Source organism: Paraburkholderia sp. GAS333, assembly GCF_050435665.1.
GTDB classification, from domain to species: Bacteria; Pseudomonadota; Gammaproteobacteria; order Burkholderiales; family Burkholderiaceae; genus Paraburkholderia; species Paraburkholderia fungorum_A.
The window spans coordinates 301,085-326,121 of record NZ_JBNDKS010000001.1 but is presented as its reverse complement, the minus strand read 5'-3'; the positions used below and the strand labels follow the sequence as shown (position 1 = coordinate 326,121).

Here is a 25,037-nt window from a genome sequence, read left to right as displayed (position 1 = left end):
CCGGTCTCCTGGCAGGGTGCCCCCGCGCCCTGCTCTCGCCGGCAACATGCCCGGCACTACCGTTCGCGATCCGCTGGCATCGGCGGTGATGTCTCGATCCCCCGGTCGAGCATCACCGCCCGAGGCCGGTCCGAGGTCCAGCGAGCATCCCGATTCGGGAATCCCCTTAAGCGCGCGGCAGCCGGCCTCCGGTAAGCTGTCGAACAGGCAATACGCGCAGGCGAAGCGGGCTCTCCAGCACTCACAAAACCGTCACATACCCCCCGCTCGCGAACAGCTGGAATACAAATCAACCGGTCGCGCACAACTGTTGTGGAACCAATCTGAGGCGACGAGCCTCATATCACATTCAACGTTCGATATGAGGGCCCACCACATGCAACGAAATGTCTCCCCGTCCGCAGCACGCGTGGCCAGCGGCCTGTTCATGACTGCCGCGCTGGGCCTGACCTTGGGCCTGACTTCGCTGGCTCAGGCGCAAACCCCGGCGCAACCTATGCAGCCCACCATGTCGCAAGCGGCTCCGCCCGTCGACCCCACCTTCTCCGCTTACTGGCTCGCCCAAACCTGTCAGAAGAAAAACGACAACGTCGCGCAAGGCCAATGTGTCGGCGCAATTCGCGGCATCATCCACGGTTATCAGTATGGGGTGCTGTTCCTCGGTCAGCGCGGCACGCTGCCGCCCAATGAAACACAGCGCGTGTCGCTGTGCCTGCCCAACACTCAAGTCTCGTCGATCATCGACGACTTCCTCGCAGACGCCGCCCAGGTCGACCCCGACGCACTCAAGCACACGTCGGCGGAAGTCGCGGTGCTCGGTTCCGTGCACCTCCACCACGCCTGTACCTGATCAGGTCGCGGCACAGCGAAATCACTGTGCCGTCGCTGTGCCTTCAACCCGCAGCTAACGCGGCGCTTACAGCATTTCGAGCGCCCGCTTGCTGCGCGGCGGCTTGAAGTACGTGTCGAGAGCCGCCAGTTCATCAGCCTGCAGCCGCAATTGCAACGCGCGATGGTTGTCGCGCACATGCTCGACGCTCCCCGCCTTCGGAATCGCGCACACGCCGGGTCTGAGCAACACCCACGCAAGCGCCACCTGAAACACCGACACGCCACGTGCATCGGCGATATCGTCGAGCGGCGAGCGTTTCGGCAAACGGGCGTGGTCGACCGGGCTGTAAGCCATGGCCGGCATCTTGCGCCCGGCCATCCACGGCAGCAGATCGAACTCCGGGCCGCGACGCGCGACGTTATAAAGAATCTGGTTGGTCGCGCACGCTTCGCCGCCGGGCATCGCGACGAGTTCTTCCATGTCGCCGGTGTCGAAATTGCTGACGCCCCAATGCCGGATCTTGCCCGCGTCGCGTAACGCTTCGAAAGCTTCGACGGTTTCCGCGAGCGACACCGAGCCTGGCCAATGCAGCAAATAGAGGTCGAGCCGATCCGTCTTCAGACGCTTCAGGCTGCGTTCACACGCTGCGATCGCGCCGCGCCGGCTGGCGTTATGCGGATACACCTTGCTCACGAGAAAGACCTGATCGCGCAAACCGGCGAGCGCTTCGCCGAGCAGCGATTCGGTCGCGCCGTCGCCGTACATTTCCGCCGTGTCGATCAGCGTCATGCCGAGTTCGATACCGCAGCGCAGTGCGTCGATTTCGGCCGCGCGCCGCGCCGGGTTTTCGCCCATCTCCCACGTGCCCTGCCCCAATGCGGGAACGCGCTCGCCGTCGGGCAGGCTCACGCCTGCGATATCGCTTGTCATGCTGACTCCTCGAAATGGCTCGATGCAAAACGACGCCGCGCGGAGCCTGTCCAGATGTTCTGGAACGTCCCGATAACCCGTCGCGCGGCGAAAATCATCACGAGGAGTTTAGTCGCTCGACGAGCATTCGACGGGGCACCTGGCAAAAGCCCGCTATAACGTGGCACGCCGATGTCATAGAATTGCCGCTTGCCCATCTTGCGTGAGCCCCATGACCTCTGCCTCGGAAGACCGTTGGCGCGATCTGCGCCCGGACCCGGAAAACGACACGCCGCTTTACCTGCAACTTGCTCGCAAGCTCGGCTCCGCCATCCACGAAAACCGCTGGAATGCCGGCGAAGCGCTGCCCTCGGAACGCGTGCTGTCCGAAGCGCTCGGCGTTTCGCGGATCACCTCGCGCAAGGCAATCGCATTGCTCGTCGAGCAAGGTTTGATTCGACGCACCCAGGGCGCAGGCAGTTTCATCACGCCGCGTTATGAAGACCCGCTGTCGCGCCTGTCGAGCTTCAGCGAAATGCTGCGGCGGCGTGGCTTCACGCCAAGTTCGAAGTGGTTGTCGCGCGAGATTTCGCCGGCCAATCGCGACGAGGTGATCCAGCTGGGCTTGTCGCCCGCGGCGGCGGTGACGCGGCTGCGTCGCTTGCGGCTGGCCGACGGCATCGTGATGGCGGTGGAAAATTCCACGTTTCCGTCTGCGGTGATTCCCGATCCGCAGGCCATTGGCGATTCGCTTTATACGTATCTGGAGAATCGCGGTCTTTCGATTGTTCGCGCGTTGCAGCATTTTCGCGCGGTCAACGCGAACGAGGAAATCGCGCAGCAGATGAGCATTGCGCCGAACGAGGCGCTGCTGCTGATCACGCGCGTCGGCTACACCGCCGACCAGCGGGCGATCGAATTGACGGATACATACTGCCGCAATGATTACTACGATTTTGTGGCGGAGTTGAGGAAGTAGTAGCGGTTGGCGCTGGCGACGCGGATGCAGGCGCGCAGAGGTTTGCAGAGGATGCGCGGCCTGCTTACGCGCGCTGGCGCATCCTGTCTCCGCTCAACAGCTAACGTGTAAGAGCCGCGCCGCCTCGAATCGTCACCACCACCTGGCCTCGTGCGCCCCCACCCTCGCCGGCGGCAACGAAAAGTACGCAGGCGTCTCACTGAGTTCCTCCGCAGGCTTCACCCCTGACACGCGCCCGAATTCGGAATCGACGGTCATGAGACAGTCACGCACGTCGTCGAGGGTGACATCCGGAGTTTGCCAGCCGTCAGGCATCGTTCCAAAAGACTGCAACCAGCGCCCGGTCTGCGCAAGCGACACGCGCACATGCCAGCTTCCGCCCTCGGTCGCGCGTCGCGCCAATGCGGCCATTGCGCCGAAAGCGGCCAGATAGCCGGTCGCGTGATCCAGCGCCTGACACGGTAAATGCCTCGGCGCGTCGCCGCCCGCCGCCTGCCGTTCGGTGAAAGCAATCCCGCTCGCCGACTGCACGAGGCTGTCGAATCCGCGCCGCTGCGCCCACGGCCCCTCGTATCCATACGCGCAGACCGACACATACACGATCCCCGGCCTGATCCGCGCCAGTTCCTCGGGACCCAAGCCGCGCGCCGCCAGCGCGCCTGGCCGATAAGCCTGCAAGAACACGTCGGCGCGTTCGGCCAGCCCGCGCAACGTCTCGCGCCCGCCTGCATCGCGCAGATCGACCACCGCCGAGCGCTTGCCGCGCCCGTTATCGATCACCAGCGGCGCAATGTTCGGCAGATGCGGACCGTTGATCATCAACACGTCCGCGCCATGCTGGGCGAGCGCACGTCCTGCCACCGGCCCCGCGATGATGCGGGACAGATCGAGCACACGCACGCCTTCGAGCGGCCGTTCTGCACCTGCCTGGCGCGGCGCCTCCGGCGGCGCATCGCCGATGCGTTCGATTTCGAACAGCGGCAAGCCCGCAATCGCCTGCGCCTGATCCAGCGCGGCCCATTCGTCGGGCGTGCGAATCAGCGCCGCGCAGAGGCCCGCATCGGCCAGCGTCTGGTCAAGCGTCGCGCCGTCCCATCCGCGAATGGCTTTGGCTACCGCAGCAGGATCGTTGTCGCAGCCAAGCACCTGCAGAACCCCGTGCAGATGATGCGCAAAATTCGTATGCAATTGAATCCAGCGGCCGTCGCGCGTCTCGTAAAAGCCGGTCACCGGATCGCGCAACACAGGCGGCGGCCCACCGTCGATCCGCAGATAACGCTCGCTGCGAAACGACGCCAGCGCGCGCCGCGTCTGCACCGTGACGTGTTGCCGGCGACCCGTGCGCAAGCGATGAAATTCGGCGGCCGCCAGCCCGGTCGCGGCGATCGTCGCCGAGGCCAGGTTGCCGACCTGATAGACCGACGGCAAGCCCGGATCGGCGCCGGAGAGCGTGACGGATCTCAGCGCAGTCGGGTCGCATCCGGCGACAGTCCAGATATGTTTGAGGGCAAGTTCAGGCGTCATGGCGATGATGTCGGCACAGGAGGAAAGTGAACCGAGTCTAGAATTCCGTTCAGCGCCAATCAATCTTGATTATGATAATCAACATATATTGATTTCTTCGGTTCTTAAGCGTTTTCATGCCAACTGCAAACTTCATGAACGCCACTGAAGCTGCCGCCGCGCTCGGCATCAGCCTGCCGACTCTGTACGCGTACGTGAGTCGCGGCATGCTGAGTTCGTCGGCGGATAGTCAGGGCAAGCACCGGCTCTACGATGCCGCCGAAGTGCGGCGTCTCGCGCGACGCAAGCAGGACGGCAAGCGCGCCGGCAAGGTCGCGCAAAAGGTGCTGGACTGGGGCGTGCCCGTGCTCGAATCGTCGATCACGCTGGTGGCGAAGGGGCGTCTGCTGTATCGCGGGCACGACGCGATGACGTTGGCGCGCACGGCTTCGCTGGAAGAGATCGCCGCGTTGCTGTGGGATTGCAGCGCACGCCGGATCGCCGATGCGCCCGCCGCGCCGCTCGCCGCCGCGCAATGGGCAGCTTGGCTCAAGCTGTGGAGCGACAGCACGCCGCTCGATCGCGCGCTCGTGCTGTTGCCTGCCGCGGCGGCGCACATGCCGCGGGTCTGGGCGCTCGGCCGCGATGCGCAACTCGATACCGCTTGCGCCGTCATGCGGCTGCTGGCGGCGGCGATGATCTCGGCGGCGCCGTCGAACGAACCGCTGCATCGGCAACTGGCTGCGGCGTGGAATGTGCGCAACCGCCAGCAAATCAGCCTATTGCGCGCGGCGCTGGTCGCGTGCGCGGATCACGAACTGAACGCATCGACCTTTACGGTTCGCTGCATTACGTCGACGGGAACGCATCTGTTCGGCGCGGTGGCGGGAGGGCTGGCCGCACTGGCCGGTCCGAAACACGGCGGCGAGACGACGCGCATTGCCGCGCTGTTCGACGAAGCGTCACGCGCGCCCGATCTCGATCGCTATCTGGCAAACCGTCTCGCGCTGCACGAACAGGGCTCTTATGGACCGGGGCTGTCGGGATTCGGCCATCCGCTTTATCCGGACGGCGACCCGCGCGCGCGGCTCCTGCTCGACCTGCTCGCGGACTGTGCGCCCGCGCGCTCGCCGATGGCCGAAGTCACGAAGCTCGCGCGCGCCGTGCACGACACGACCGGCGCGGAGCCGACCGTCGATTACGCGCTGGCGGCGATCGAACGCGTGCTTGGACTGCCGACCGGGGCCGCATTCACACTGTTCGCGGTGGGACGGGTGGTCGGCTGGATTGCGCATGCGATGGAACAGGCGAGCGATGGACGTTTGATCCGGCCGCGCGCGAGGTACATCGGGGAATACGAAGCGGACACTGACGGCTGACCGCGTGCTGCGCTTTGGCGTTATCTGGTCAGGTCAGGCGACGCCGAGCCAGCGCGGCAGCCGGCTCAGAGTCGACAATCCGAACATCGGCTTCGGCATCGTGCGCTCGGAACCGCTCGCCAACGCAAACCGCGCGCCGCATTGACTCGCGCTGATCCACGCAACCGATCCGCGCGGCAACTCGATCGATTCACCGGTACGCAGCCAGTGATCCTCGCTGCCACCCTCGACGGTCAGCCAGATCTCGCCCGAGATCACCTTGAAGGTTGACGGACGCGCGACACGCCAGGCCGCCACCGGCTCACCCTGTTCCAATTCGAAAATCCGGACTTCACGCATCGCTGTTCTCCTTCAAGGAATTTTCTTCTGTTGCAGGAATTATTGACGTGCGATGATCGGATACCCATGCACACTTCCGAACACTTTCATCGGAACTGTTCAGTCAAAAAAACGGACAGTTGGCGTGGGCAGGCGTCGTTGGGTGAAGGAAGGACAGGAAGGAACAAGCAGCATGAAACTCGAAATCCAGCTTGATCGTGAAAACGGCGTGCCGCTGACCGAGCAGATCGTCACAGGCGTCATGGGCTGGATCCGGTCTCGCGCGACACATCCGGGTTCGAAGCTGCCATCCATTCGCCAGTTCGCCGCCGATTTCAACGTGAGCCGTTTCCCCGTGATCGAGGCTTATGACCGGCTCGTGTCGCTGGGTTATGTCGATTCGCGCCACGGTTCGGGCTTCTATGTGGCCGACCGTCAGCCGGTTGGCCCGCACTGTCAGGGCACCTCGGACCCGCGCCGCGCCGAGGACGAATCGGGACATCTGCTGCAGCAGTTCAACCATCCGGGCGAGACGCTCAAGCTGTGCAGCGGGTTTATCCCCGAAGGCTGGCGTGACATGGAGAGCATTGCGCAGGCCATTCGTCACGTGTCGCGCACCGATCCGGCGAGCATGGTCGATTACGCTACGCCGCTGGGCAATCTGACGTTGCGCGAACACCTGCAAAGCCGCATCGGCCTGCTGGGAATTCAGGCCGACACCTCGCAGATTCTGATCACCAATGGCGCAAGCCAGGCGTTCGATCTGCTGATGCGCTACATGCTCAAGGCCGGCGACACGATCTTTGTCGAAGACCCTGGTTACTACAATCTGTACGGGCTGTTCAAGCTGCACGGCGTGAATCTGATCGGCATTCCGCGCACACGGAACGGTCCTGATCTCGATGTGCTGCAGACGCAACTCAAGCTGCACCGGCCCAAGCTACTGTTCATCAACACGGTGTTCCACAATCCGACCGGCACGACGGTCGCTCCGCAGGTGGCGTTCCGCATCCTGCAACTGGCGCGCGAGCATGGTTTCGCGATCATCGAAGACGATATCTACGCCGATTTCCAGACCGAACTCACCGACCGGCTCGCGACGCTCGACCAGCTCGAGCATGTGATTTACGTGGGCGGGTTGTCGAAGACGCTGTCGTCGTCGCTGCGAATCGGCTGCGTGGTCGCGAGCCACGCGATCATCAAGGATCTGGTCGACATCAAGATGCTGACCAGCATTGGCGGCTCGCGCTTTGCCGAAGCAGTGGCCGTGGCGATGCTGGAGCGCGGCGCCTATCGCAAATATCTGGAGCGCCTGCGACGCCGGATGCGCGACGCGCTGGGCTCGACCATCCGCACGCTCGAAGATGCCGGCTGGGAGATTTTCGACAAGCCGGTGGGCGGCAAGTTTGTGTGGGCGCGGGTGCCCCATGTCGGCAATGCTGAGCGGCTGGTGGAATGCGGTGCCCCCATGGGCGTGACCGTGGTGCCGGGCAGCCACTTTCGGCCGAACATGGAAGTCAGCCCCTGGATCAGGATTCATGTGGCGTTTGGGAATGATCCCAAGGCGCAAGCGTTTTTTCGCGCGGCGGCGGAGTTGGAAGGCGATTGACGCCAGTAGTTAACGTAGCTTGATTGAGCCGCAAGTCGGGCAAGCGGCCGAACCTGATCTGATGCGCGGCTTGTGTGGCCGGGGATTGACCCGGTTGGCATGGAATACCCTCCCCCACGCTGCGCGGCACCGCACTTTTCCCTAGAATACGAATCCCAGCCTGCCCGCACGCGCCCCGCGCCCTCCATGTCCACGCCGACTCCGCCTGCCGCCGCTTCCTCCGCCCCTCCGGCCCGCTCGCTCAGCGTGATGCTGTGGGTTGTCGCCACGGGCTTCTTCATGCAGACGCTCGATTCGACCATCGTCAACACCGCCCTGCCCGCGATGGCGACGAGCCTCGGCGAATTGCCGCTGCGTATGCAATCGGTGGTGATCGCCTATTCGCTGACGATGGCGGTCATGATTCCGGTGTCTGGCTGGCTCGCCGACAAACTCGGCACCCGGCGCGTATTCATGAGCGCGATCCTCGTGTTCACGGTCGGCTCGCTGCTGTGCGCAAACGCGCACACGCTGAACCAGCTGGTGATTTTCCGCATCGCGCAAGGCGTGGGAGGCGCGATGCTGTTGCCGGTGGGACGGCTCGCGGTGCTGCGCACCTTTCCGGCCGAACGCTATTTGCCCGCGTTGTCGTTCGTTGCGATACCTGGTTTGATCGGACCACTGATTGGCCCGACGCTCGGCGGCTGGCTGGTGAAAATCGCATCGTGGCACTGGATTTTTCTGATTAACGTGCCGGTGGGCATTATCGGCTGCATCGCGACGTTTATTTTTATGCCGGACAGCCGCAACGAGGACACCGGCAAGTTCGACCTGAAGGGTTACCTGCTGCTGATTGTCGGCATGATCGCGATCTCGTTTGCGCTCGACGGCCGCACGGAATTCGGTATTCAACACGCCACCGTGCTGGTACTGCTGATTCTGAGTCTCGGCTGCTTCGTCGCGTACGGTCTGCATGCACAACGCGAGCCCTCACCGATTTTCTCGCTGGATCTCTTCAAGATTCACACGTTCAGCGTCGGGCTGCTGGGCAATCTGTTCGCGCGAATCGGCAGCGGCTCGATGCCTTATCTGATTCCTCTGCTATTGCAGGTGAGTCTCGGCTATAGCGCGTTCGAAGCCGGCCTGATGATGCTGCCCGTCGCCGCCGCCGGCATGGCGTCCAAACGACTCGTGACGAAGTTGATCATTAAGTACAGCTACCGCAGCGTGTTGATCGTCAACACGGTACTGGTCGGCGTCGCCATGGCGAGTTTCGCGCTCACGAGCGCAAATCAGCCGCTGTGGCTGCGGCTGGTGCAACTCGCGCTGTTCGGCGCCGTCAACTCGATCCAGTTCACCGCGATGAACACGTTGACGCTCAAAGACCTGGGCACCGGAGGCGCCAGCAGCGGCAATAGCCTGTTTTCGCTGGTCCAGATGCTGTCGATGAGTCTCGGCGTGACTGTCGCAGGCGCGTTGCTCGCAACCTTCACGGGCCTGCTCCAGCGAGTGACGGCGATCAATTCTCTGCCTGCATTTCATGCGACCTTTTTGTGCGTTGGGATTATCACGGCGGGCTCGTCGTGGATCTTTGCGCAGTTGTCGCCGGATATCCGCACGCCGGTGAGGAAGACGGATCCGTCGGAGCGGACTTGAGGGGTGGGGGCCTGCTGGTTTGGGGTGACTGCTTCGAGGGGTGCCTTCAAGGGTTGCTGCTTCAAAGGTTGCTGCTTCAGGGCGGCTGGTTCCGGAGTGCTGGTTTGGGATGGCTGGTTTGGGGTTGCATTCGGGAGTTGCCTTCGAGGGTTATTGCTTCAAGGGGTGCTGCTTGAGGGTGCTGGTTCCGGGTCGAGTGGCGGACAGCCTAGGGCGTCACGCGCTTTCGCACCGCGCGCTCGACCCGTTTTCAAGCGACCTTCAGTCCACCCTGAGCGCTGCCCTTTGATCTGCGCGTTCGAACCGCCCTTTTAAACTCCCTTTTCTAGCGGCATCGTCCAGTCGCGCTTTCGCCCCGAACCTCCTCCCACTTCGACCCGCAACGGGGCGGGAACCGCACCAGCAAAGTGCGAACCTACTCCTCCTTGCCCACGCTCGCGCGCAATCGTCGTATCAGACTGCGGAACTTGCACGCTATGTTGTGTTTCCCGCTCGCGCACAGTTCTTGCTCGGCTATCCTGTAAACTCACGTTTTGCGCGTGCCGATCTGTGTCGAGCATGCAACCGCGCAGCACTTCCACACGACTGACATGATGAGCATGATCGAACTCGATCCTCCCGGCTTTCAGCCGCCGCGCCCGGTAGCAGGCGACGAAGGCTCCCGGCGCACCGTTCTATACGGCGGCTACACCGTATTCAGCGTGTTTCAGCCGGTTTTTTCGGTGTCGCACCGGCGTGCGATCGGGTACCACGCGTCGCTGCGCGCCCACGACGAACATGCGCAGCAGGTGCCGTCGCACGAAGTTTTCACGCAGGCCGCCCGACGCGGTGACCTGCTGGAACTCGGCCGGCTGGCCGAATCGCTGCATCTCGGCAATTTCAACGCCTTCGACAGCCACGACGAATGGCTCTTTCTGAGCCTGCACCCAGCGGCGCTGATGGACACGAGCTACGGCGATGCGCTGCTTGCCGGCCTCAAAGCCCTCGGCTTGCCGCCTCAGCGCGTGGTGCTGGAGGTGTCCGAACAGGCAGGTGGTGAAACCACGCGCTTCGCCGAAATCATCGATGCGCTGCGCAAATCCGGCTTTCTGATCGCGCTCGACGGCTTTGGCGCGAAGCATTCGAACATTGACCGCGTGTGGAATCTGCGGCCGGACATCGTCACACTCGATCGCTGCATTCTCGCGCAAGCCAGCGAACACTCGCATATCGAACGCGTGCTGCCTGGCCTCGTTTCGCTGCTGCACGAATCCGGACAACTTGTGCTGATGGGCGGCCTCACCACCGAGCGCGACGCGCTAATCGCGCTCGAATGCAACGTGGACTTTGTCCAGGGCGCATTCTTTGCGGGTCCGAGTGTCGAGCCGGTTAAACCGCAAGCGGCGGCCGGTTTGATGGACTCGCTTTCCGCAGCACTTCGCGAACGGGTCACCGCACGCGAACGCGCACAATCCACGCGACTCGCACCCTACGTCACCGCACTTGAAACCGCAGCCGCACAATTGGTTGCCGGGGACTCGATTTCAGCAGCAACCGCACCGCTACTTACGCTCGGCGAAACAGCCCGCTGCTTCGTACTGGACGGGTCAGGCCGCCAAATCGGCGATAACGTACTGCCACCGGGGCGCACTTCACAACGCGCCAAACGCTTCCGCCCGCTGCTGCATTCGGAAGGTGCGAGTTGGGAACGTCGACCGTACTTTATTCAGGCGATGCGCGTGCCCGGCCAGGTGCATCTCACTCCCCCCTATCTGTCGATCAATGAGGCCCACCTGTGCGTGACAGCTTCGATCGCGGCCCACACGCCGCACGGCACACAGGTGCTATGCGTAGACATCAACTGGGAAGTCGCCGCTCACCGGAATTGACGGAGCGGGATTTTGCTGGATTCGTGTGAGCAGTTGCGTGACTGCCGCACGACCCACCACGCGATTTAGCGCTTGCAGACGCTCCTCGCCGGTCACGATGCGCAACGAGATTATCTTCGTCGACCCCACCACGCCGTCTGTCCACACGTCGAGCAGACCGACCACGTCGCCTTCGAAGAACAGCACGACGCACATCGCTCCCTGCACAGATACCACCTCGGCCGTGTTCGCCTGCCGCGCAAGCGACGTAACGGTGTCCACCCACCCTGCCGAAGCCGGCTCGCGCGCGGACATAGCGGCGCAAACGGGCGCGTCGCTGACAATTTCAGGCGAGTCGCTAAAGAGCCGCAACAGATCTGTTCGATCCCGCGCCTCCAGCGCTGTGCGCAGCCGCTCTACGATCTGTGCATGCGCGGCAGGATCAGGGCGTTGTGACGGTGCACCCGCGCGTTGCAGACGCGCTTTGGCCCGATGGACGATCTGCCGGCAAGCGCCCGGCGTGCGCTCAAGAATGCTCGCAATCTCTGCGTAATCGCAGTCGAAAGCTTCATGCAGCACGAACGCAGCGCGTTCGTCGGGCTTAAGACGTTCGAGCAGCAGCATCACGCCATAAGACATCTCCGCCGCCCGCAAAGCCAACTCTTCCGCCGACGGCGCAACCTCATCGAGCCACGGCTCAGGTAGCCAACCCGAAGCCTGAGACGCGCGTTCGCGCTGCGCCTGCCGCAAACGGTCGATTGCCGTACGGGTGGTAAGCGTGGTGAGCCAAGCAGCGGGAGTTTGCACCGCTCGTGTATCGGCCAGATGCCACTTGAGCCAGACGTCCTGAACTACGTCTTCCGCTTCGGCGCGGCTGCCGAGCATTCGGTACGCCAGCGCAATCAGGCGGGCGCGCGCTGCCTCGAAACTGGATGCCTTGTCGTTTCCCTGTTCCATCATGCGTAGATCTCCAGATTCGTGGTGGTGAAAAATGCTGCCCGCTTGATTCGGTGCCGTCCTTTTGTTTCTGACTTTTGATGTTCTACCCAGCTTGACGATCTGGCTAGCGACGATGTGACAACAAACGAAAAAAATATTTCTGTCACATCGCAGCCCTCTCCTTCGTCAAATGAGCAATAACCGGCGCATGGGGCGCGTGGTTTCAAATCGGCCGCTGCTATCAGGCATTCGCGTCGCGCCGCTTATAACGAGGCACCTATGCATTCCAGCCATTCCTTTATCACCGGTCTCGGCCTTGTACCTACCGTGATCGAACAATCCGGCCGCGGCGAACGTGCGTACGACATTTATTCCCGTCTGCTGCGCGAACGCATCGTGTTTCTGGTCGGCCCGGTGAATGATCAATCGGCTAGTCTGATTGTCGCGCAACTGCTGTTTCTGGAATCGGAAAACCCCGACAAGGATATTTCCTTTTATATCAACTCGCCGGGCGGCTCGGTGTACGACGGCCTTGCCATTTACGACACCATGCAATTCATCAAGCCTGAAGTATCGACACTTTGCACAGGCTTCGCTGCGAGCATGGGCACCTTCTTGCTGACCGCGGGCCAACGCGGCAAGCGCTATGCATTGCCGAACGCCCGCATCATGATTCACCAGCCATCCGGCGGCAGCCAGGGCACGGCGGCAGACATCGAAATTCAGGCGAAAGAAGTGCTTTATCTGCGAGAGCGGTTGAATGCAATAACCGCCGAGCGCGCCGGGCGCAGCGTCGAAGAAGTAGCGCGAGACTCCGATCGCGACAACTTTATGTCCGCGCACGAGGCCAAGGAATATGGCTTGATCGACGACGTGCTGGAAACACGCGCTGCGCTCGGCGACCCCAGTCGTTATCGGGATATGTAGGGTTGGTGAGTCGCCGCGTCATGCCATGAAACTTGCGACAGTCAAGGAACGATGCTCACCGGCAGCACTGAAATTTCCACATGCTTTTGCTGAACCTGTCGGTGCGCAAGTGCCACAAATTCTGCTCACCTTCGCGGGAATCGCTATCATGGTCGCGATTCGTCGAGTTCGACGATCGCTTCAATGGAGATATACATGGCGTCATCCAACGAAACCGTCAGCATGGCGCTATTCTGCGACTTCGAAAATGTCGCGCTAGGCGTGCGCGACGCGAAGTACGACAAGTTCGATATCAAGCTGGTGCTCGAACGTCTGTTGCTCAAGGGCAGCATTGTCGTGAAAAAAGCCTACTGCGACTGGGACCGCTACAAAAGTTTTAAAGGCGCGATGCACGAGGCCAATTTCGAATTGATCGAAATTCCGCACGTTCGCCAATCGGGCAAGAATTCCGCCGACATCCGGCTCGTGGTCGATGCACTCGACCTCTGCTACACGAAGTCTCACGTCAATACGTTCGTGATTATCAGCGGCGATTCGGACTTTTCGCCGCTGGTGTCGAAGCTTCGCGAAAACGCCAAACAGGTGATCGGCGTGGGCGTGCAGCAATCCACGTCGGATCTGCTGATCGCGAATTGCGACGAATTCTTTTTTTACGACGACCTCGTGCGCGAAAGCCAGCGGGCGGTCGCCAAACGGGAATCCACGCGTCCGCCCAAAGATGCTCAGCAGGCGGCCAAACGCACGCCGGGCGAGGAGAAGCCCCGTCACAAAGACGACCTGGAAAAGCGGCGCACCAAAGCGGTCGAAATTGCAGTTCAAACATTCGACGCGCTTGCGTCGGAGCGCGGCGACAGCGGCAAGATCTGGGCGTCGGTGCTGAAGAACGCGATCAAGCGTCGGAAGCCGGACTTCAACGAGACGTACTACGGTTTCCGCGCGTTCGGCAATCTGCTCGAAGAAGCGCACGCGCGTGGGCTGCTCGAATTTGGCCGTGATGAGAAGTCGGGTGCGTATGTGTATCGGAGTAACGCTGCGAGTGCTGCGGGCGAGAATATGAATGAGCCGGTCGAGGCCGAATCGACCGAGCAGTTGTATGAAACGCAGGTTGCTGAGGCAGTGGTGGCCGAGACAGTTGCCAAGCATGAGCCTCGGCGCCGTGGCCGTGGCAATCGCAAGCAAGGCCGTGGCCAGCAGGAAGCCGTTCACGACGAGCGGACCATCGCCGAGCAGGCGATCGACGTTCAACCGGGGGAAAGCGAACGGTATGAGCAGGATTGGTCTACCAGCGAGCCTGTTTTCGAACAACCGGATGCGGCTTCGGTAGCGTCGGAAGCCTCTTCATTCGCGCCAGAACGAGGCGCGGTTGAATCGGAGAACGCCATCGCCGGAGCGCTCCCCGCTGGGAGCGAAGAGCACCAGGAAGCAGACGACAAGCCCGCTGAACGTCGCAAAACAAGAGCACCGCGCAAAACAGCCGCGAAGAAAGCGAAGAAAAGCGCGCCGCGATCAATCGATGAAATACCCGAGATCGCCGTGCCTGCTGAGCCGACCGCGCCGTCGAACGATGTGCAGGAGGCTCCGGTTGCCGCAAAGAAGGCCGCGCGAAAAGCCGCGCCGCGAAGCCGGCGTCCGCGCAAGGCAGCCACAGCGAGCGACTCATAGTAAAGCGGCTCACATTGCGTGATTTATGTCGACAGCAAGAGAAAGTCAGCGGCGGTCGTCGCAATGTGAGTGCGGAACTAGGGGCGGCATCAATAGGTAAGGCCCCATTCGCAATGAAGAGGGCTTGTACGGTCGGCCAAGGTGACGTGGGTCGTTGCTGAGTAAGCCGAACGGCATAACGGCTGGCGCTCGTGCGCTGCCCACCAGACCTTAGAAAACGTGGCAGCGAAGCATGTTTGCTTCGCCACCTCTGGCCTGCGCATCACCTGCTTGATGCTCATGTTGCGCGGTCCGGGCGACCAACTCCCTGCCCTCTCCCACCCGCTGCGATCCACTCCCGCCCTACAACCCTCACAACAATCCAAACACCGCCACCCCATTGGTCGCGCCCACATAAACCTTTCCTCGCGCGATCATCGGCGTAATGAATTTATTGCCCGCACCCCACTGATCCCGCGTTCCGGCCTGGTTGCTGTTGTACAACTCGCGTGCGAGATTGCTCGCTTCGTAAGCATGCAAAGCGCCGGTTGTGCCGTTTTCTGCGGCCCACACGATTGCGTTGCTCGCGCCGTTCGCCGACACCGCCGGCGTCGCACCGGGGTAGGCAAACGTCGTCGGACTTTTCGACGCGGCGGTCGTCGCCAACAGCGCCCCCGTGACCGGCAACGCCTTCAGGTTGTCGTTCAAGCCACCGTAATACACCACGCCCGCGTAGTAAGCCGGTGATCCCCAGATACCGCCCGCCAGCGTACCGATCAACTCCTGCCAGATATTGTTGGTGGTCGGATTGAATTTGCCCATCGAATCGCGATCGACAACATAGATCAGGTTGTCTTTACCCGCCGCCACCGCGAGATGTTTTACGACACCGTTCGCGGTCGTCTGATCCGGCAGCAACATCACGCCACCCGAGCCGAAGTCATTGTCGGCGGCGGCCTCGGCGACGACGTTGTCCATCGCGAAATAATCGGTCACCTGCAAATTGCTCAATGACAGCTTCATCAGCGAGTTGCCGTAGTCGCCATCGACGGGAAATCCTTGCGCATTCAGCGTGGTGCCGAACGTGCCGTTGCCGTCCACGACGTAGAGCGAGGTGCCATCCGATGCCATCCCCGAGCCCGCCATCCAGACCGATCCCTGGCTGCCGTTCGGCGCCACGTTCAGCACACTGGTCTGTTTGAGCGTGTCGGCGCTATATCCCATCAGCCAGCCGTTATATGCGCCCGACATACAGTGCGCCGTCCAGCCCATATAAACGGTTCCTCCGACCAGCGTGAGCGCGGCGCGCACCGAATGCAGCGACGGATTGAACGTGATCACACCGTTGACACTTCCCGCGCCATTGCCGGGGAAAGTGGCCGCGATTTCCGTCGGACCGCCAAGCACCTCGGCGCCGGTGGCGAGATCGAGCGCATGGAGTCGGTGGTGGTAGCCGCCGCTAGCGTCCTTCGTCATCGCGACGGCATAGAGCACGCCATTCGTGCCGCGATTGCGGTCGATCACCGGCGTCGACGTAATGCCGATTTCAGGCGTGATGTCCTGGCAGCCCCGGTCGTCACTCGGTGTTTCGCCGCTGCCGACCAGCGAGACCTTCCATAGCTGCGCGAAGGTGCTGGCGTCGTATGCGTAGACGCTATCGTGCTCGGTGACGACGTAGACCACATCGTGCGACGCACCGCCAATCGACAGACTGGTGACGAACAGCGGCTGTCCGTCGACCTTGCCGTCGGCGGCAAGAAACGCGACTTTACCGAAGCTGGCGGAATTGACGTTGGTAGGAGTCAGTGATGTCTCGGCGAGCATCTGACCGGTGCGTGCGAGATCGTTGTGATGCGTCAGAACATCGGTGGCAAAAACGATCGTTGACGTGGATGATCCGCCCGAACCGCCAGCGCTTCCGGAAGAACCGGTGCCAGTGCCGCTGCCCGTGCCGGTAGTCGTCCCGCTACCGCTGCGGCCGGAGCCCGTCGACGAGGTTCCTGTGCCGCTGGTCGACCCACCAGTGGGATTGCTGGCTCCGCTGCCACCTCCCGAACCCGACGACGAGCCGGCCGAACCGCCAGAACCCGAGCCGCCCCCGCACGACACGAACACTGAGACGATCAACGCTATGGACAGCCACGCGCACACCCGCGTCGCCACACTCGGATCAGATGTGCCGGTTCTGGGTCTCCACATAATCGCCTCGTTTTTTTGCACCGTGCCGGGCGCGCTCCGCGTCGAGTGGCGGAGTAAAAACGTCGCGTGCAGGCAGGGATAAGCTGGATGTTGCTGACCGTGCAAGACCGCCGACCAGCGGCGGTCACACACTCCATCCAAACCTACGCCCTTTGCTGACGGCGCTGTCGCCATCCTGTCGCGTGTTTACGCCAGAGATGACGGAATCTTTACAGCGCGTTGCCGGGCTTTCGAAACGGCGTACAGCGAAGCGAATATGCAGATCTTTCCGCTGACTAATTGCCAACTAATGCCGACAAATGCGGATCAATGCAGATTTAGTACGGATACGGCGCGTACATGACCGGCGGCGGCGGAGCGTAATACGGCTGCGGCGCAACATAAACCGGTTGCGGCGCGGCGTAGTAACCGCGCGGCTGGATCGTCTCACCCTTCGACGTCATGCATTGTGCGTAAGCGGTGTCGTAGCGGGATTGCAAGCCCGCTGCGGAATATTGCGCGCTGTTGGCGCCGTTCGAGCCGCCGATCAGCAAGCCGCTGCCTGCGCCGATTGCCGCTCCCGCACCCGCGTTGCCAGCGGCAGCGCCGATCAGCGCGCCGATTGCCGCGCCGCCGAGCGTACCGAGTGCCGCGCTGTTGACGCTGTTGGTGGTGGCTGCCTGCGACGCCGTGCCGTTCGGGTCCGTCGAGCGGTTCGCGTAGTCGCGGCATGCATAGTCGTTCTGCTGGAACTGGCCGAGCGTCTCGCCGCTGTGCGGCAGCGCGACAATGCTCGGACCGCTGGGCGGTGCCACCGCGCAGCCGCCGAGCGCGAGCGCAACGATGACGGCCGGTATCGCAAGACTGATGGATTTAGTGCTGGAAATCATACTGGTGCGCTTCAGAGGATCGGAATTCAAACGTTAGGCCAATCGGCCCGGTTCGTGGTTACTGGATCGTTACAGAAAGTTTATTGCTGCACCGCGCACGTGGGCCGCACGAGCCGCGAGCATACCCGAATCGCCGACGCTCTCGTTTGCGTTATATCGGGTAACGCTTGTAAGTGCGGCGGCAATCAAATTCTGCATCAGGCCGCCTAAACTCGCTGCGAGCCAGGTGGCAAAAAATGCTGCACGAACCGCTCGCCGCGACGCGCGAAACCCGATTTCCGACGACCTGTGCCATAAGCCGCCCATGCGTGTTGCGCCCCACGTCGGCGGCCGTCAACGAAACAAAGGATGACTCAATGAACCGGCTAGTTTTCGCTGTACGCGCGGCTTGCGTCGCGTCCTTGTCCTCCTTGATCTGTGCCTCGCCGGCTTTCGCCCAAGCGGATCAGGCCGTCCAGAGCGACGTGATCCAGCATCCGGCCACGAACTTCTCCAGCACCACCGCCGCCATCTCGGACAATTTCCAGTACATCAACCATCCGCCTGCACCCGCCGTGGCAGCAAGCTCGCCAAAGTCGAACGGCGGAGGCCGGGGGCATCGGCATGGAAAAATGTCGGGGACTCAGGATTCGGACGGCACGGCGTCTACGCAGCCCTGAACCGGCCAGACAGTACGCCTGCATAAACGGCCCCAAGCGCAAACAGCCAACCACGACTGCGGACGAATGGCTCAGTTACCAACTGTGACAAACTTTTGGTCAGGTGCAGGTCTGACGACACCGCCGCGCCCACACGTCGCGATACACCTTCTCCACATGCTCAGCAAAGCGCATGCCGTTCATCAACGGCGACGCTTCGAGGCGTGCGCGCAAGCCCGCTCGTAGTCCGCTCAATCGAGTTAGATCCCGCGCCAGTCCAACTGCGATCTCGACAAACCGTTCATCGCTTTCGGCAACCAGATCCCGCAGTCCCATATTTGCCGATTGGCTCAGCCCGGCGCGCCCGGCCGCCGTTTCGCCTACCCGCGTAACGACCGGCACGCCCATCCAGTACGAATCGAGGCTGGTCGTATGGCCGTTGTACGGGAACGTGTCGAGGCCGACATCGATCCGGTGATAGGTGCGCAGATACTCTGCGCGGCGCTGGAAGGGAGTGAAAGAGATTCGTCCGGCATCGATTCCCATTGCGCCGAGCCGCTCGATCAGACGCACGCGAGCCGGGCCATCCGGCGCCATCAGCAGCAGTCGCGCGTCCTTCACTTCGCGCATCACACCGCCCCACATCCTGAACGTCGCGTCGCTCAGCTTGCAGGGGTTGTTCAGACAGCCGAACGTCGGATACCCATTGGTTAGCGCGGGTAACGCGTTGACCGTCGGCGTGTCCGTCAGCGGGTCGTAGCACCAGAACGAATCAGGCAGACGGATCGAAGTTTCGCTGTACTGGTCATCCGTTCCGGTGGGATCGAGCCACGGATCGGTCAGCCGGTAATCGATTGAGCGCATGCCGGTCGTTCCAGGATAGGCCAGCCACGCAATCTGCACCGGCGCGGGTTTCCGCGCGAACAGCAACGGCCGGCCGTCCGCCATATGCATGGTCAGATCGATCAGGATGTCGATGCAGTCATCGCGGATAACTTGCGCGAGCCGCGCGTCGTCGAGTTCGCGCACATCGCGCCAAACGTCGGCGTGCGACGCGACGCGCTGTGTCAGATCGTCGGGCCGCGTCACGCTGGCATAACAGTAGATCTCGAATTGCGCGTGATCGTGATGCGACAGCAGCGGCAACGTGAACAACGTCTGACAATGGTCGCGGAAATCCGGCGACACGTAGCCGATACGCAAACGCCGCGACGGCGTTGCATCGTTCGCATGCGGTTGATGGGTGTCGAGATAACGCATCTCATGTTGCTCGGACCAGCGTAGGCATTCGTCCAGCACAGCCTGCGGATGCTCCGCCTGAAAACTCAGCCCATACGCGAGATTGCTGTGCGCGATCACGTTGTCCGGGTCGCTCGCGAGCGCTAGCCGATAGCTGTCGATACCATCGTCGAGCCGCCCCTGGTCCTTCAGCACATTGCCCAGATTGTTATGCGTGACGGAGTGCGTGGGATCGACACTCAACGCTTCTCGCAGATGAGCCTCGGCTTCAGCAACATGCCCAAGCGTGCGCTTGAGCGTCGCGGCATTGTTGAGCGCCGCCACGAAGCCGGGACGCAAGCGGATCGCCGTATCGAACGCGCGCTCCGCCTCGTCGTGCGCGCCCGATTCCTGATAGACGATGCCCAGATTGTTATGGGCATCCGCGTGCGTGGGTGTTTGCGCGATCGCCTTTTGATAGTGAAGCGCGGCTTCACGCCGCCTGCCGAGCGCGTGCAGCGCGTTGGCCAGGTTGTAGGCCGCTTCGGGAACCGCCGGGTCCAACTCCAACGCACGCGTGAGCAGTCCGGCAGCCTCTGCGGGGTCGCCCCGCTGCTGAAGCGCGACGCCAAGATTCACCAGCGCGTAAGCCGACGCGGGAGCCGCACGCACCGCCGCTTCCAGCAATGCAAGCGCTTCCTCCTGACGATCGCCTGATTCGAGCAGCGTACCAAGATTGGTGAGCGCATTGGCGTCGTCGGGATGCAATTCAAGCGCACGTCGATACGCAGCTTCAGCGGCCTTCGTGTCGCCCTGCTGACGGTGACAGTTGGCCAGATTGTTGAGCGCGTCGGCGTGCGCGGGTTCGAGTGCGAGCGCTGCCGTATAGGCTTCGATGGCGGCAGGATAGTCGGCGCTCGACTGCAACGCCGACGCCAATGCGCACAGCACGTCGGCGGAAGCCGGGTCGACTGCGAGCGATTGCCGGTACGCGCCAATCGCTTCGTCCAGACGTTGCGCAGCGGTCAGCACATGGCCGCGAACGAAGTGGTATTTCGCGTTATCGGGAACGAGCTTACACGCCTGGTCGAGCCAGCGGAGCGCGCTGTCGTGGGCACCCGTCTGCATGTCGAGCACGCCGAGACGGAACATCACATTGGCGTCGCCCGGTTCGATGGCGAGCGCGTTTTCGTACAGTTCGCGCGCTTCGCCGAACGCGCCCGCGAGGTGCCGTGCCATCGCGAGTTCCAGAATCTGATTGCGGTCCATCGTGTCCCTGACTGTGTTGCTATTAATCGACCAGGCGTCGCGCTACGGTTGACTCATCCAGCCATTATCGCGGACCAGAAAAACAGAAAGCCCTCACATGTGAGGGCTTTCTGTCGTACTACTGCTGTTGCCAGCCGTTGGCGCCTGCGTGAAAGTCAGCCGTCACGCGAGACACGCAACCGTCGATCTCACGCGAAGTTCTTCGACGCGAATTCCCAGTTGACGATGTTCCAGTACGCTTCAACAAACTTCGGACGCGCATTGCGATAGTCGATGTAGTACGCGTGTTCCCACACGTCGATCGTCAGCAGTGCCTTTGCGTCGGTGGTCAGCGGCGTAGCAGCGTTGCTCGTCGACACCAGGTCGAGCGAACCGTCAGCCTTCTTCACCAGCCATGCCCAGCCCGAGCCGAACGTGCCGACTGCGGTCTTGGCGAATTCTTCCTTGAACTTGTCGAACGAACCCCACTTGGCGTTGATCGCGTCAGCCAGTGCGCCGGTCGGAGCACCGCCACCTTGCGGCGACAGGCTGTTCCAGAAGAACGTGTGGTTCCACACTTGAGCCGAGTTGTTGAACACGCCACCCGACGACTTCTTGACGATCTCTTCGAGCGACAGGTTTTCGAACTCCGTGCCCTTGATCAGATTGTTCAGGTTGGTCACATAGGTCTGGTGGTGCTTGCCATAGTGAAACTCGAGCGTCTCTTCCGACATGTGCGGGACGAGAGCGTTTTTCGCGAACGGCAGCGGCGGGAGCGTATGTTCCATGGTGCTTTCCTTGTGTCTGTATCTGTTGTGGGGGAGTTTGCGGATAACGCTTTTGAGCACTCGATTGTAGGCGAGTTGGAATAACCCCGCAAACCAACGGACTTTATGCCCGGCATCGGTAAACGAGCCGTGCATGAAGCGTATTCGAGGGTATCCGCACGTCGTGTGCCTGCTTTGTCACGTGTGCGGATCGGGCGTGCTCAGGTCGTCGGCAAAGTGTCAGAAACCGTCGGTAAGACGCGCTTGCACGTCGGCCAGTGCGATGTCGGCCGAGCCCTCGGCGAGATGCACGGTCAGGCGCCGCCCCGGCTTCAACGACGACGGCGCGCGCACCGCGCGGCCGTTTTGCGCATCGAGCACGGCGGCGTAACCGCGCTCCAGCGTCCGCTGCGGACTCAGCACTTCAAGCCGTGCAGCAAGCGAGTCGACACGTGCAAGCTGACGTTCATGCTGGCGTAACAATGCCGCGTCGAGACGTTGCGCGAGATTGCCGAGCTTCGCCCGATGCGCGGCGAGATCGGGACGCCAGCGTTGCCAGCGCATCTGCAGCAGCGAAAACCGCGCTCTTGCATCGCGCACGGGACGCGCGCCGGCGGACCCGAGCCGCACGCTCAGTTGCTGCAAATGCGTGCGTTGTCGCGCGAGACGTTCCGCGGGCGACACGAGCCGGCGCGCAAGCCAGTCGAGTTGCTGCGCGCGCCGCTCCATCATTCGACCGAAACCGCGCGCGAGCGTGGCGTGCCGCTGGTCGAGTTCGCGCAACAGCAGCACGCGTTGCGGGCTGACGAGTTCGGCCGCGCCGGTCGGTGTCGGCGCGCGCACGTCGGCGGCAAAGTCGGCGATCGTGAAATCGGTTTCGTGACCGACGCCGCTCACTACCGGAATCGCACTCTCCGCAATCGCCCGCGCCAGCACTTCTTCGTTGAATGCCCATAAGTCTTCGATCGAGCCACCGCCACGGCATACGATCAGCACGTCGACTTCACGCCGCGCATTGGCTGCGTCGACCATCGCCGCGAGCTTGCCGCTGACGCCTACGCCCTGCACGGGCGCCGGATAAACGATCACCGGAATATGCGGCGCGCGGCGCGACAGCGTGGTCAGCACGTCGCGCAGCGCGGCGGCCTGCAGCGACGTGACAATGCCAATCGCTCGCGGATGCGTCGGCAGCGCGCGCTTGCGCTCGGCGGCAAAAAGCCCCTCGGCTTCGAGCTGCGCCTTCAGCCGCAGGAACGCTTCGTAAAGACGCCCTTGGCCCGTACGGCGCACCGCTTCCACATTCAGTTGCAATTCGCCGCGCGGCTCGTACATCGTGACCAGCGCGCGCACTTCGATGCGGTCGCCTTCGCGCGGCGTGAATTCGGCGTATTGCGCTCGTCCGCGGAACATCACGCAACGCATTTGCGCCTGCGCGTCCTTGATCGAGAAATACCAGTGACCGCTCGCGGCGCGCGTGAAATTGGACACTTCGCCCGCCACCCACACGAGCGGAAACGAGCGTTCGAGCATCGAGCCGATTGCGCGGTTGAGCGCGGAAACGGGAACGACGACTTCACCGCCGGGCGCGGCCGACGAAGCAAAAGGGCTTTCGGGATTCATGCGAGGGAGTATCTGTGACTGGCCGGACAGACGATAGACCGAGCGGCCATCCGCGTCCAGCTTGTCCGCTGAATTGTTAAAAGTGTCCACATGGCGGGAGTCGCCAGGCGAAGTCCGCCAAATCGCCCGCCAGGGCGCATGAATTCGAAGCATCCCATTGATTTATATGGAGTTTATATTCCGCCAATGAGAAGCCTTACCGATCCGGAGCGCCCGGAACGGCCCTCTCGGCCCCTCGAATGGGAGGTTCTCCACAAAGTTATCCACAGGCTGCGGTTAGCGCGGACAGTCCCGAAGCGCCGCGCCTCCTCTGTGCCACGACTTGCCGGGCCGGACGCCCGCGCGCTAGAGTGGCGGGTTCCACGGCATGCCAGACGCCCGCGAAACCTGCCATTGCGGCACACTGCATGCGAGCGTCGGGCGTCAAAATACCGACGTCCTCGTTCAAGCCCTGGTTGCCTCATTTTTCGCCCTACTTTTCGATTGTCCGGAGAACCGCGTTGATGCAGACCCCGCGTATTGCGCATGGCGCCTCCACGCCGGCGAGTTGTCCTTCTGTTTCGGCCCGAGTATCGGCCCGAAGTGCGCCGTCTGTTCGCATGGCTCGCCCATGAGCGAATTCAACGACCGCCTCGAAGCACGCCTCGCGCGTGAATGGCAACAGCGCGGACCGCTCGCGTGGGCGTTGTCGCCGCTCGCGTGTGTGTTCGGTACGATTGCCGCCGCGCGCCGCGCCGCGTTTTCGTTGGGCTGGCTGAAATCGGTGCGCGTTGGCGTGCCGGTGGTGGTGGTCGGCAACGTGACAGTCGGTGGCACCGGCAAGACGCCGACCGTGATCGCGCTGGTCGAGGCGTTGCGCGCCGCGGGCTTCACGCCCGGCGTGGTGTCGCGCGGCTACGGCGCGCGCGTGAAGGGGCCGACACCGGTCACGGCGACGTCGGCGGCGACCGTCGGCGGCGACGAACCCTTGCTGATCGCGCGGCGCACCGGCGCGCCTGTGTGGGTCTGCCCGGACCGCGTGGCCGCTGCACAGGCGCTACGCGCCAGGCATCGCGACGTCGACGTGATCGTCAGCGACGACGGCCTGCAACACTACCGCCTCGCGCGCGACGCTGAGCTGGTGGTGTTCGATCACCGGCTCGGCGGCAACGGTTTTCTGCTGCCGGCGGGTCCGTTGCGCGAGCCGCTGTCGCGCCGCCGCGACGCGACGCTGATCAACGATCCCTACGCGCGCTCGCTGCCCGCCTGGCCGAATACGTTCGCGCTGCAACTCGCGCCCGCCGAGGCGTGGCATCTGGATAACCCGGCGCTGCGCCGTCCGCTTGCGCAATTCAGCGGCGACCGAGTGCTAGCCGCGGCCGGCATCGGCTCGCCAGAGCGCTTTTTCGCGACGCTGCGCGCTGCCGGCCTCACCCCCGCTACGCGCGCGCTGCCCGACCACTACGCGTTCGAGCGCAATCCTTTCACCGACGTGGACGCCGACGCGATCCTGATAACGGAAAAGGATGCGGTAAAATTAGGGTCCTGGCACGATGCGCGCATCTGGGTTGTCCCGGTCGAAGCCGCGCTCGATCATCGCCTCATCGCATTAGTTGTGGAGAAAGTCCGTGGACGCTCGCCTGCTTGAAATTCTCGTCTGCCCGATCTGCAAGGGCCCGCTCAGCTACGACCGTTCCGCCCAGGAGCTGATCTGCAACGCCGACAAGCTCGCATATCCGATCCGCGACGGCATTCCCGTCATGCTCGTCGACGAAGCGCGGCAGACTGTCGAAGGCACGCCGGTCGACCTGAATCCGGGCTCGGTGGCCTGAGCCGGTCGATACGCGAGGCGATACGAAACGGCGTTCGCAGAAATGACGCGACGCCTCTTTCGCTTCGTTAAGCCGCGTGCGTTGATCCACCGTTCGTTTCTCCGTCGTTTGCCGTCGTAGCCGTACGCGCCCGCGCTGTCTGCCGGGTC

General features: G+C 62.7%; 20 protein-coding genes. 11 read left to right on the top strand and 9 right to left on the bottom strand.

Annotation, left to right across the window (positions count from 1 at the left end; translation table 11 throughout):
- Window positions 1-376: 376 nt before the first annotated feature.
- The gene (locus ABH945_RS01485; RefSeq protein WP_429249505.1) at window positions 377-850 is read left to right on the top strand and encodes a hypothetical protein; all 474 of its coding nucleotides are present in this window, start codon (window positions 377-379) and stop codon (window positions 848-850) included.
- A gap of 66 nt (window positions 851-916) precedes the next feature.
- On the opposite strand, the gene ABH945_RS01480 is transcribed toward ABH945_RS01485, so the two are convergent.
- Window positions 917-1,762: an aldo/keto reductase gene (locus tag ABH945_RS01480; RefSeq protein ID WP_074765401.1), complete on the bottom strand. Its 846-nt coding sequence runs from the start codon at window positions 1,760-1,762 to the stop codon at window positions 917-919.
- Between the two features lie 211 nt (window positions 1,763-1,973).
- On the opposite strand from ABH945_RS01480, the gene ABH945_RS01475 reads away from it, so the two are divergent.
- Entirely contained in the window at window positions 1,974-2,720 is a 747-nt protein-coding gene (locus ABH945_RS01475; protein WP_074765403.1) for a GntR family transcriptional regulator, read from the top strand.
- A 132-nt stretch (window positions 2,721-2,852) separates the two neighbouring features.
- Here the strand turns inward: ABH945_RS01475 and ABH945_RS01470 are convergent, their stop codons facing one another.
- On the bottom strand, window positions 2,853-4,244 hold the full coding sequence (locus tag ABH945_RS01470) for a CoA transferase (protein WP_429249504.1): 1,392 nt from the start codon (window positions 4,242-4,244) through the stop codon (window positions 2,853-2,855).
- A 134-nt stretch (window positions 4,245-4,378) separates the two neighbouring features.
- Between ABH945_RS01470 and ABH945_RS01465 the strand changes: the two genes are divergently transcribed.
- On the top strand, window positions 4,379-5,602 hold the full coding sequence (locus ABH945_RS01465; protein WP_429249503.1) for a citrate/2-methylcitrate synthase: 1,224 nt from the start codon (window positions 4,379-4,381) through the stop codon (window positions 5,600-5,602).
- Window positions 5,603-5,635: 33 nt separating this feature from the next.
- On the opposite strand, the gene ABH945_RS01460 is transcribed toward ABH945_RS01465, so the two are convergent.
- Window positions 5,636-5,941, bottom strand: coding sequence for a DUF2917 domain-containing protein (locus ABH945_RS01460; protein ID WP_429249502.1), 306 nt, complete (start codon window positions 5,939-5,941; stop codon window positions 5,636-5,638).
- 172 nt (window positions 5,942-6,113) lie between these two features.
- Between ABH945_RS01460 and ABH945_RS01455 the strand changes: the two genes are divergently transcribed.
- The 3 genes from ABH945_RS01455 (at window position 6,114) to ABH945_RS01445 (ending at window position 11,032) form a co-directional block, all read left to right on the top strand.
- A complete protein-coding gene (locus ABH945_RS01455; protein ID WP_429249501.1) occupies window positions 6,114-7,529 on the top strand; it encodes a PLP-dependent aminotransferase family protein in 1,416 nt (471 codons plus the stop codon).
- 186 nt (window positions 7,530-7,715) lie between these two features.
- Window positions 7,716-9,164: a multidrug transporter subunit MdtD gene (gene mdtD, locus ABH945_RS01450; RefSeq protein ID WP_429249500.1), complete on the top strand. Its 1,449-nt coding sequence runs from the start codon at window positions 7,716-7,718 to the stop codon at window positions 9,162-9,164.
- Between the two features lie 593 nt (window positions 9,165-9,757).
- Window positions 9,758-11,032, top strand: a complete 1,275-nt coding sequence (locus ABH945_RS01445) for an EAL domain-containing protein (protein WP_074766536.1) — start codon at window positions 9,758-9,760, stop codon at window positions 11,030-11,032.
- Here ABH945_RS01445 and ABH945_RS01440 read toward each other — a convergent pair.
- Entirely contained in the window at window positions 10,988-11,971 is a 984-nt protein-coding gene (locus ABH945_RS01440; protein ID WP_074765415.1) for a sigma-70 family RNA polymerase sigma factor, read from the bottom strand. The genes ABH945_RS01445 and ABH945_RS01440 overlap by 45 nt on opposite strands.
- A gap of 258 nt (window positions 11,972-12,229) precedes the next feature.
- On the opposite strand from ABH945_RS01440, the gene clpP reads away from it, so the two are divergent.
- Entirely contained in the window at window positions 12,230-12,877 is a 648-nt protein-coding gene (clpP, locus tag ABH945_RS01435; RefSeq protein WP_074765417.1) for an ATP-dependent Clp endopeptidase proteolytic subunit ClpP, read from the top strand.
- A gap of 195 nt (window positions 12,878-13,072) precedes the next feature.
- The gene (locus ABH945_RS01430) at window positions 13,073-14,539 is read left to right on the top strand and encodes an NYN domain-containing protein (protein WP_429249499.1); all 1,467 of its coding nucleotides are present in this window, start codon (window positions 13,073-13,075) and stop codon (window positions 14,537-14,539) included.
- Window positions 14,540-14,890: 351 nt separating this feature from the next.
- On the opposite strand, the gene ABH945_RS01425 is transcribed toward ABH945_RS01430, so the two are convergent.
- Both ABH945_RS01425 and ABH945_RS01420 read right to left on the bottom strand, forming a co-directional pair.
- Entirely contained in the window at window positions 14,891-16,717 is a 1,827-nt protein-coding gene (locus tag ABH945_RS01425) for a pyrrolo-quinoline quinone (RefSeq protein ID WP_429249498.1), read from the bottom strand.
- Between the two features lie 317 nt (window positions 16,718-17,034).
- Window positions 17,035-17,586: a glycine zipper family protein gene (locus ABH945_RS01420; RefSeq protein WP_074765423.1), complete on the bottom strand. Its 552-nt coding sequence runs from the start codon at window positions 17,584-17,586 to the stop codon at window positions 17,035-17,037.
- 356 nt (window positions 17,587-17,942) lie between these two features.
- On the opposite strand from ABH945_RS01420, the gene ABH945_RS01415 reads away from it, so the two are divergent.
- Window positions 17,943-18,245, top strand: a complete 303-nt coding sequence (locus ABH945_RS01415; protein WP_429249497.1) for a hypothetical protein — start codon at window positions 17,943-17,945, stop codon at window positions 18,243-18,245.
- A gap of 99 nt (window positions 18,246-18,344) precedes the next feature.
- Here ABH945_RS01415 and ABH945_RS01410 read toward each other — a convergent pair whose 3' ends face one another.
- The 3 genes from ABH945_RS01410 to xseA all read right to left on the bottom strand — a co-directional run bounded on the left by ABH945_RS01410 (window position 18,345) and on the right by xseA (window position 23,077).
- The gene (locus ABH945_RS01410) at window positions 18,345-20,711 is read right to left on the bottom strand and encodes a tetratricopeptide repeat protein (protein WP_429249496.1); all 2,367 of its coding nucleotides are present in this window, start codon (window positions 20,709-20,711) and stop codon (window positions 18,345-18,347) included.
- A gap of 188 nt (window positions 20,712-20,899) precedes the next feature.
- The gene (sodB, locus tag ABH945_RS01405; protein ID WP_074765429.1) at window positions 20,900-21,478 is read right to left on the bottom strand and encodes a superoxide dismutase [Fe]; all 579 of its coding nucleotides are present in this window, start codon (window positions 21,476-21,478) and stop codon (window positions 20,900-20,902) included.
- 219 nt (window positions 21,479-21,697) lie between these two features.
- Entirely contained in the window at window positions 21,698-23,077 is a 1,380-nt protein-coding gene (gene xseA, locus ABH945_RS01400; RefSeq protein WP_429250348.1) for an exodeoxyribonuclease VII large subunit, read from the bottom strand.
- Between the two features lie 610 nt (window positions 23,078-23,687).
- On the opposite strand from xseA, the gene lpxK reads away from it, so the two are divergent.
- Both lpxK and ABH945_RS01390 read left to right on the top strand, forming a co-directional pair.
- Window positions 23,688-24,704, top strand: coding sequence for a tetraacyldisaccharide 4'-kinase (gene lpxK, locus ABH945_RS01395; RefSeq protein WP_429249495.1), 1,017 nt, complete (start codon window positions 23,688-23,690; stop codon window positions 24,702-24,704).
- On the top strand, window positions 24,685-24,888 hold the full coding sequence (locus tag ABH945_RS01390) for a Trm112 family protein (protein WP_006050060.1): 204 nt from the start codon (window positions 24,685-24,687) through the stop codon (window positions 24,886-24,888). The genes lpxK and ABH945_RS01390 overlap by 20 nt, the downstream gene beginning before the upstream one ends.
- The last annotated feature ends 149 nt before the right edge of the window (window positions 24,889-25,037 follow it).